Source organism: Cellulomonas humilata (assembly GCF_013359775.1).
Taxonomy (GTDB): Bacteria; Actinomycetota; Actinomycetes; order Actinomycetales; family Cellulomonadaceae; genus Cellulomonas; species Cellulomonas humilata.
The window spans coordinates 1-5,018 of sequence record NZ_JABMCI010000027.1; the positions used below are offsets into that span (position 1 = coordinate 1).

A 5,018-nucleotide genomic window follows, 5' to 3' on the forward strand; every position below is an offset into this window, starting at 1 on the left:
GACGAGCACGGCGGTCCTGCCCGACTGCGCGAGCGCGTCACGCGTGGCGGACAGATCGCCGAGCGGGACACCCTCGGCGGACATCAGGCGCTGGTTGCCGACGAGCACCCGGTGACCGTTCACCGTGGCGCCGGCGCCGTGGCCAGGAACGTTCCGGAAGTCGTCGGCGGAGAGCACGGCAGCGTCGAGCCGTGCGGCGTGCGCGACGACGGCGCGCGCCAGGGGGTGCTCCGACTCGCGTTCCACGGCGGCCGCCAGCGCGAGGACCTCCAGCTCGGGAAGGTGGTCGACGATCAGGTCCGTGACCTCGGGCTCGCCCTTGGTCAGGGTGCCGGTCTTGTCCATCACCACGGTGTCGATGCGTGCCGAGGTCTCCAGCGCGGTGGCGTTCTTGAACAGGACGCCGCGGCGGGCACCCAGGCCGGTGCCGACCATGATGGCGGTCGGGGTGGCAAGGCCGAGGGCGTCGGGGCAGGTGATCACGACCACGGTGATGGCGAACAGCATCGCGGTCGGCACGCTGGCCCCGGCGAGGGTCCAGGCGAGGAACGTGACGGTCCCGCCGACGAGGGCCACGAGCACGAGCCAGAACGCCGCGCGGTCGGCCAGCCGTTGGCCGGGCGCCTTGGAGTTCTGCGCCTCCTGGACCATGGCGACGATCTGAGCCAGGGCGGTGTCCGAGCCGACCTTGGCCGCCCGCACCCGCAGCGTCCCTGTGGTGTTGATCGATGCACCGATGACCTCCGAGCCCGGCGCCTTGGGCACCGGCAGGCTCTCGCCGGTGACCATCGACTCGTCGACCTCGGACTCGCCCGCCTCGACGACCGCGTCGACGGGGATCTTCGCGCCGGGCCGCACCAGCAGCAGGTCGCCGACGAGGACGTCCCCCGTGGGGACCTCGACCTCGACGCCGTCCCGCAGGACGACCGCCGTGTCGGGGGCCAGCTCGAGCAGTGTCCGGACGGCGTCGTTCGCGCCGCCCCGGGCTCGCATCTCGACCCAGTGGCCCAGCAGGACGAACGTCGTCAGGACGGTGGCGGCCTCGTAGAAGACCTCACCGCCGCCGGTCAGGGTGATCCCCAGGCTGTAGAGCCACCCGGTGCCGACGCCGACCGCGACCAGGACCATCATGTCGAGCGTCCGCGCCCGCAGCGCCCGGTAGGCGCCGTCGAAGAAGATCCACGCCGAGTAGAAGATCACCGGCAGCGAGAGCAGCAGGCTGAACACGTCGTCGCGCAGACCGAACGGGGTGCCTGCCGAGAACCCGAGCAGCTCGCGGCCGATGGGCGACCACAGCAGGATCGGGATCGACAGCAGCAGCGCGACCAGGAAGCGGTTGCGCATGTCGCGGACCATGTCCGCCATCGAGCCGCTGCCGTGGTGACCGCCGTGGCCCATCGCGTCCTGGGCCGACATCGGAGCGGTCGCACCGAGGCCGCCGTGGTGCCCGGGGTGTTGAGCGAGCGCGTGCTCCGCGATCGGCTCGGAGGTCGCCCGGTGCAGGCCCTCCACGTCCAGGACTGTCGTCTCGACCTTCATGACCGCTCCTCTGTCTCCTCGAACCGCCTTCGTCGTATACCCCATGGGGGTATCTTACTGGTGGCATAACGCGCGTCCCTGCTGGGAACTTCCCGGCCGACCATGAAGACTCGATGAAGCCGTGGCCCGAGCGGTCGTGGTCCCGCGGCCCGAGGGGATCGACCGGAGACACTGTGTGACATGTCCCCGCAGACGCCGTCGCCCCGGCGGGCCCTCGTCATCGACGACGAGAAGGCCTTGGCCACCCTCGTCGCCGGCTACCTCGAACGGGACGGGTTCGAGGTGCACCTCGCCCACGACGGCCCCGCGGGCCTCACCGCGGCGCGATCGGTCGACCCGGACGTCGTCGTGCTGGACCTGGGACTCCCCGGCCTCGACGGTGTCGAGGTCTGTCGCCGGCTGCGCACGTTCTCCGACTGCTACGTGGTGATGCTCACCGCCCGGAGCGAGGAGGTCGACACCCTGATCGGCCTGTCGGTGGGTGCCGACGACTACATGACCAAGCCGTTCAGCCCTCGCGAGCTGCAGGCACGCATCGCCGCTCTGCTCCGCAGACCGAGACACGCCCCTCAGGGCATCGAGCCACCGCGCGACGCGCTGCGCATCGGCTCCCTCTCGATCGATCTGCCTGCCCGGGAGGTCCTCCTGGAGGGCGAGCCCGTGCCGCTCACCCGGACGGAGTTCGACGTGCTCGCGGCGCTGGCACTGTCCCCGCAGCTCGTGTTCAGCCGCCGCGTCCTGATCGAAGCGGTGTGGGGCGAGAACTGGGTGGGCGACGAGCACCTGGTCGACGTCCACGTGCTGCACGTGCGCCAGAAGCTCGGCGACACGGCCGACGCGCAGCGGTACATCCGCACCGTCCGGGGTGTCGGCTACCGCATCGGCACCGGCGGATGAGGCCGCCAGGATGGGGACTGGCCGGCAGGCTGCTGGCGGCGATGACCGTCGTCGTCCTGGCCGGCGGGGTCACCGCGTGGATCGTCGCCGGAGCGGTCGGACCCGTGGTCTTCCACCAGCACATGGGCGAGGCCGGCATGGGCGCGGGCCCCGGCGTCGTGCAGCACGCCGAGGAGGCGTTCCAGTCGTCCAGCGCGCTGGCCCTGGCCATCGGCCTGGCCGCCTCCGTGGTCGCATCCCTCGCCGTGAGCGTCTTCCTGACCCGGCGCATCGCCTCCTCGCTCGGCACCCTGACCTCCGCCGCGACCAGCATCGCGGCCGGACATCTCGACTCGCGCGTGGACCGCCCGGCGCTGGGTGCCGAGTTCGACCAGCTCGCCGACGCCTTCAACGACATGGCGCGCCAGCTCGAGGCCGGCGACGCCCTGCGGCAGCGTCTGCTCGCCGATGTGGCCCACGAGGTCCGCACCCCGGTCGCAGTCATCGGCGCCTACCTGGAAGGGCTCGAGGACGGGGTGACCACCCTGACACCGCAGACCGTGAGCGTGCTGCGCGACCAGGGCGCCCGGCTGGCACGCCTCGCCGCCGACCTCGCGGCCGTCACCCGGGCGGAACAGGGCACCCGCAGCCTGGTCCTCGCGCCCGCCTCACCGCACGAGCTCCTGTCCGCGGCACTCGCCGCTGCCCGCAGCAGCTACGCCTCCGCCGGTGTCGAGCTGACGTTCGACGTGGACCCAGGTGTGCCGGCCGTCGTCGTCGATGCGGATCGGATGAGCCAGGTGCTGGGCAACCTGCTCGACAACGCCGTTCGGCACACGCCGCGCGGCGGATCGGTGCGCCTCGGCGCCCACCTGACCGAGGCGGGTCTCGTCCGCCTGACGGTCGCCGACACCGGAGAAGGCATCGACCCCGAGCACCTCGGCCTCGTCTTCGAGCGCTTCTACCGCGTCGACACGGCGCGGGACCGCGACAGCGGCGGCTCCGGGATCGGGCTGGCGATCGTGCGCGCGATCGTCGTCGCCCACGGTGGCACCGTCACGGCCCACAGCGCCGGAGCGGGCTGTGGATCGCGGTTCGACATCGACCTCGTGCCCGCACCCGGTCAGCCGGCCTGAACGACCAGCCCCCGGGCACCCGACGCCGGGCTGGGCAGGCCATGAAGTTTCGATGGAGGTTCGGGTCCCGGACCCACAGGTCCCAGGTGCGCGGCCCTCGGCCGGTCGAGAGTTCTGACGGAACCGTTCTCGAGGAGCTCGCATGCACCCCGCCTTTGTCCGCCTGCCCGCCGTCGTGGCACTCGCCACGTCGCTGATCGGCTACCCCGCTCTCGCCTTCGCGACGCCGCCGAGCACAGCGACGCTGATCAGCGCGGGCGCCGAGCCGGCTGACCCCTCCGCGCCCGCTCACGACATGAGCGACATGGAAGGGATGGACCACGGCGAGGCCGATACCGAGCCGGACGAGCCGGCTGCCGGGCACGACGAGCACGGTGGGAGCACCGGCGGGAACGCCGACGCGACGCCCACCTCCGACCGCCCCCGAGCGGCCGTCCTGTCGACCTTCGTCGGCCTGAACGCAGCCGTGCTGGTCACCGCTGCGGTGCTCCGCCGCCGGGACCGCGATCGCCCCCGCCACCGGCCCCGCCCGGCCGCCACCCCGACCGCTGCCTGACCCTCGCGAAGGACACCCCGATGACCACGCTCACTCCGCCGCCGGCCCCGGTCGCCGCAGTCGACCCGGACGTCTCGCCGGGCCCGGACCTGACCCCGCCGCCGGTGGGCCGCAACCTGATGACGATCCCGTGGGTCGCCCGCTCCCTGCGGTCCGGCTGGTACCCCAAGATCTTCCAGATCCCCGTCGCGGCGGTCTTCGGACTGGTCGCCTATCAGCTCCTGGTCGGCCCCGACGTGGCCCACGAGAACGCCGGCACCGCGCTGATGTGGGTGCTGTGGTGGCCGGTCATCCCGATCGTGTTCGTCCTGCTGGGCCGCTTCTGGTGCGCCGTCTGCCCGTTCGGCGCCATCTCCGACTTCGCGCAGAAGTGGGTCGGGGTCAACCGGCCTGTCCCCAACTTCCTGAAGAACAACGGCATTTGGATCATCGACGCGTCGTTCCTGGCGATCACGTGGGCCGACCACGTCTGGGGCGTCGTGGAGTCACCGTGGGGATCCGGAGTCCTCCTCCTGCTGCTCACGACCGCCGTGATCGCCTCCGGTGCACTCTTCCAGCGACGCACGTTCTGCCGGTACCTGTGCTTCCTCGGCGGCCTGTCGGGCAACTACGCCCGCACCGGCATGGTCGAGCTGCGTGCCGACTCCGGGATCTGCAAGACCTGCACGGCCAAAGCCGTCTGCTACAACGGCAACGACAAGGTCGCGGGGTGCCCGCTGTTCACGTTCCCCCGCACGATGGAGGACTCGGCGAACTGCAACCTGTGCGCCAACTGCATCAAGTCCTGCCCCAACGACGCGATCCAGGTGCGGCTGCGCAAGCCCACCAGCGAGCTGTGGTTCATCACCAAGCCCAAGATCGAGCAGTCGATGCTCGCCATGGCGATCATGGGCATCGTCCTGATCCAGAAC

General features: G+C 71.5%; 5 protein-coding genes. 4 read left to right on the forward strand and 1 reads right to left on the reverse strand.

Annotation, left to right across the window (positions count from 1 at the left end; genetic code table 11):
• A partial coding sequence (locus HP550_RS00135; RefSeq protein ID WP_175345572.1) for a heavy metal translocating P-type ATPase occupies positions 1 to 1,539 on the reverse strand: 1,539 nt, incomplete at its 3' end.
• Positions 1,540 to 1,719: 180 nt separating this feature from the next.
• On the opposite strand from HP550_RS00135, the gene HP550_RS00140 reads away from it, so the two are divergent.
• The 4 genes from HP550_RS00140 to HP550_RS00155 all read left to right on the forward strand — a co-directional run.
• The gene (locus tag HP550_RS00140) at positions 1,720 to 2,436 is read left to right on the forward strand and encodes a response regulator transcription factor (RefSeq protein WP_175345573.1); all 717 of its coding nucleotides are present in this window, start codon (positions 1,720 to 1,722) and stop codon (positions 2,434 to 2,436) included.
• Complete coding sequence (locus HP550_RS00145; protein WP_175345574.1) at positions 2,433 to 3,551, forward strand: sensor histidine kinase; 1,119 nt, start codon at positions 2,433 to 2,435, stop codon at positions 3,549 to 3,551. Before HP550_RS00140 ends, HP550_RS00145 begins: the two co-directional genes overlap by 4 nt.
• Before the next feature lie 142 nt (positions 3,552 to 3,693).
• Complete coding sequence (locus HP550_RS00150) at positions 3,694 to 4,107, forward strand: hypothetical protein (protein WP_175345575.1); 414 nt, start codon at positions 3,694 to 3,696, stop codon at positions 4,105 to 4,107.
• Between the two features lie 20 nt (positions 4,108 to 4,127).
• On the forward strand, positions 4,128 to 5,018 hold an 891-nt coding region (locus HP550_RS00155; RefSeq protein WP_175345576.1), incomplete at its 3' end, for a 4Fe-4S binding protein.